The 2,859-nt window shown below is 58.2% G+C and carries 4 protein-coding genes; 2 read left to right on the top strand and 2 right to left on the bottom strand.

Annotated elements, in window-relative coordinates; translation table 11 throughout:
* Positions 1-594 (top strand): glutathione S-transferase C-terminal domain-containing protein (locus tag B4F73_RS15915; protein WP_290483753.1); only part of this gene is annotated, 594 nt, incomplete at its 5' end.
* 74 nt (positions 595-668) lie between these two features.
* Here B4F73_RS15915 and B4F73_RS15910 read toward each other — a convergent pair.
* Positions 669-1,046, bottom strand: coding sequence for a hypothetical protein (locus B4F73_RS15910; protein ID WP_206991788.1), 378 nt, complete (start codon positions 1,044-1,046; stop codon positions 669-671).
* Between the two features lie 94 nt (positions 1,047-1,140).
* Between B4F73_RS15910 and B4F73_RS15905 the strand changes: the two genes are divergently transcribed.
* Positions 1,141-2,016 (top strand): LysR family transcriptional regulator, encoded by an 876-nt coding sequence (locus B4F73_RS15905; protein WP_290483752.1) that lies wholly within the window; start codon positions 1,141-1,143, stop codon positions 2,014-2,016.
* A 63-nt stretch (positions 2,017-2,079) separates the two neighbouring features.
* On the opposite strand, the gene B4F73_RS15900 is transcribed toward B4F73_RS15905, so the two are convergent.
* A complete protein-coding gene (locus B4F73_RS15900; RefSeq protein WP_034817234.1) occupies positions 2,080-2,559 on the bottom strand; it encodes an Hsp20 family protein in 480 nt (159 codons plus the stop codon).
* Positions 2,560-2,859 lie beyond the last annotated feature (300 nt).

Below are 2,859 nucleotides of genomic sequence, written 5' to 3'. Positions count from 1 at the left end.
CGCCCCCGCGCCTACAAGAAGGCCCAGAAGCAAATTGCCGAACGCATGGCCGACCGTCTGAATCTGGTTGGCGCCGACAGCGCAAATGCAGACATGCTGAAAGCCTCGTTCGAACGCTTTGCAACGCTTCTCAACGCGCATTTGACCGAGCAACTCTACATCTTCGGCGGTCGTCCGTCCGCGGCCGATTTCGCCCTCGCCGCGCAGTTCCAACAGATGATGATGGACAAGACCCCGGCCGAATGGCTCAAGAAGCACGCCCCCTTTGTGGTTGCCTGGATCGAGAATATGGAAGATCCCAAACCGGGCGCGCCTTTCGCGTCGCTGGAAGCGCTTGCGCCCACGCTGACGCCGCTGTTTGCCGAGGAAGTCTCGAAAACCTATCTGCCCTGGGCCAAGGCCAATTCAAAAGCCGCCGAACGCGGTGACAAGAATGTTTCCGCATCCATCGAGGGCGGCAGCTTTGAACAGACCACGCAAACCTATGCTGCCCGCGCCTATGATTCCGTCCGCAAGGCGGTCGGCGCTTCGCTCAGCGACGACGCTCTCAAAGGCTTCCTGTCGGAAGCCGGTTGCTCGAAATTCTTCGGCTAGCCGCCAGAGACAATTCGCAAATAGAAAAACGGCGCGTCCCTGTGGTCGCGCCGTTTTCTTTGGTTTTGTCTATATCAGGACTCGGGCGACCCGGTTTCGGCGGGCGCAGGGTTGAGCACTTCAAGCCGCGTCTGGACGTTCCGCGCGTCCGCGACAAGGCGTTCACCCTTTCGGACATCCGCCTCAGCATCGGCGACCTTGTCTTCGCCCTTGCGAAGCGCCTGACGGGCCTTGCGGACCATTTCCTCGCCCTTTTCAAGGTCCTTGTTACCCTCCGCGATGAGCTTCTCACCCTTGCGAATGTCTTTCTCGGCTTTGTTCCACTGCTTCAGCTCCTTCCGATCGAGATCGGACATGGAAATGTTGGACGAGACGGCTGGTGCGGCCGCCGCGGAAGCGCAGGCGCCAAGCAGGGTGAGTGCGGCGAGACCGGCGATGAGATGGGTTTTCATTGTCGTTTCTCCTTGATCTGACATGCTGCCTAGATAGGGAGTTACATGGAATTCGAATAACGAATTTAATCGATGCTTGAAATCGGAATATTGAATGATTGATGTTGAAGTTGCTCGCACATTCCTGGCAGTCATTGAAACCGGCACGTTTCAGGGTGCGGCGGACAAGGTACACGTCACCCAGTCCACGGTGAGCGCCCGGATCCGGACGCTGGAAGATCGCCTCGGACAAAGAGTGTTCGCACGATCGAAAGCCGGCGCCCGGCTGACATCACACGGCTATCATTTCGAACGATATGCCCGGACAATTGTGCGCGCATGGGAGCAAGGTCGTCAGCAGGCCGGGATTCCGGAAACCTTTGACGATATGCTGATCCTCGGTGGGCAGTACAATCTCTGGGCCCGCTTCCTCTCCCAGGCACTTGTGGAGATGCAGGAGCAAATGACAAACGTCGCCTTCAAGGCGGAGGCCGGCACGCCCCTTGCCCTGTCACGCCTTTTGTCAGAAGGCCTTCTGGACATCGCAGTGCTGCATCAACCTCGCCTGCGCACCGATATCGCGGTGGAACACTTGATGGATGACGATCTCATCATGGTCACCACCGATCCAAAGGGCGAATTCGAAGACCGTTATGTCTATGTCGACTGGGGCGAAGAGTATCGTGACCGGCACGCCCAGATCCTGCCAAAGCTCATGGAGCCAAGGACCACAGTCGCCCTGGGATTCTTCGGGCCGTCCTTCCTCATCGCCAGTGAAGCCGCCGGGTATTTGCCTCGGCGCTTGGTCGAAACCCATCTGGCAAAAGGGTTCCTTTTCGAAGTTCCGGATGTCCCGACCATCGCCTATCCTGTGTTCGCGGCCTATCAGTCAGAGTCAGACACGGATGCGATCCAGCCTGCACTGCAAATCCTGCGAGAAAAGGCCGCCGCCACGCTGGCAGGAAACCTGGCACCACACTTCTGGGCCTGAATGCAAAAAACGGCGCGCCCATCTCTGGACGCGCCGTTCTCTTATCTGATCAGAACTCGGCGTTTAGGCCGCGTTGCTGGCCGATTTCTTGCCGATCAGTTTCGGCTCCGACTTTGCCGGGGCGCCAATCTCGATCTTGCGAGGTTTCTTCTCTTCAGGAAGCTCGCGAATAAGGTCGATGCGCAGCACGCCGTGCTGCAGATTGGCACCGGTCACGATGACATGGTCGGCCAGCTGATAGCGCCGGATAAAGCTGCGCTGGGCAATGCCGCGATGCAGATAGTTGCGGCCCTCGCCGTCTTCATTCTCGCCGCGCTTGCCGGCCACAGTCAGCAAGCCTTCTTTCGTCTCGATCTCGAGGTCATCTTCGGTAAATCCCGCGACCGCGATCTCGATGGCGAAGGCGTTTTCGTCAACGCGTTCGATATTGTATGGGGGATAGCCTTGTGACCCGTCGAGGCGAGACGCCTGATCAATCATGCCCGCAAGCCGGTCAAAGCCGACAACGGTACGGTAAAGGGGGGTAAGGTCGATATTGCTCATGTGTTCAGTCCTCTTAAATCAAGCAACTGCGGGCAACCCGTTCGGGGAGCGCCCGGATGGATGTTCAGCACCTGAAAAGAACCAACCCGAATTCGGCGTTGGGACAGATACCGGTCACAGCCCGATTTACGGCACCGTGACATGATCTATGTGGGTAGCGTAAGGAGAGGTTCAAGAGGCCTGTTGAGGAGACACCCTGTGAAGCAATTGACCCCGATGATCGCCCTGTCTGCACTGGTTCTGGCAGCTTGCGGCCAGCCAGAGACACCCGCATCAGAGACGCCCGCCCCCGAAACCCCA

This window comes from Hyphomonas sp. UBA3601, from assembly GCF_002375605.1.
GTDB lineage: Bacteria > Pseudomonadota > Alphaproteobacteria > Caulobacterales > Hyphomonadaceae > Hyphomonas.
The sequence above is the reverse complement of the archived record's forward strand: the minus strand, read 5'-3'. Positions and strand labels throughout refer to the sequence as shown.

What these genes read in the sequence shown, in the direction of transcription:
- B4F73_RS15900 (WP_034817234.1), bottom strand. Translation starts at nt 2,559, where the DNA reads ATGAGCAATATCGACCTTACCCCCCTTTACCGTACCGTTGTCGGCTTT.
- B4F73_RS15910 (WP_206991788.1), bottom strand. Translation starts at nt 1,046, where the DNA reads ATGAAAACCCATCTCATCGCCGGTCTCGCCGCACTCACCCTGCTTGGC.
- B4F73_RS15905 (WP_290483752.1), top strand. Translation starts at nt 1,141, where the DNA reads ATGATTGATGTTGAAGTTGCTCGCACATTCCTGGCAGTCATTGAAACC.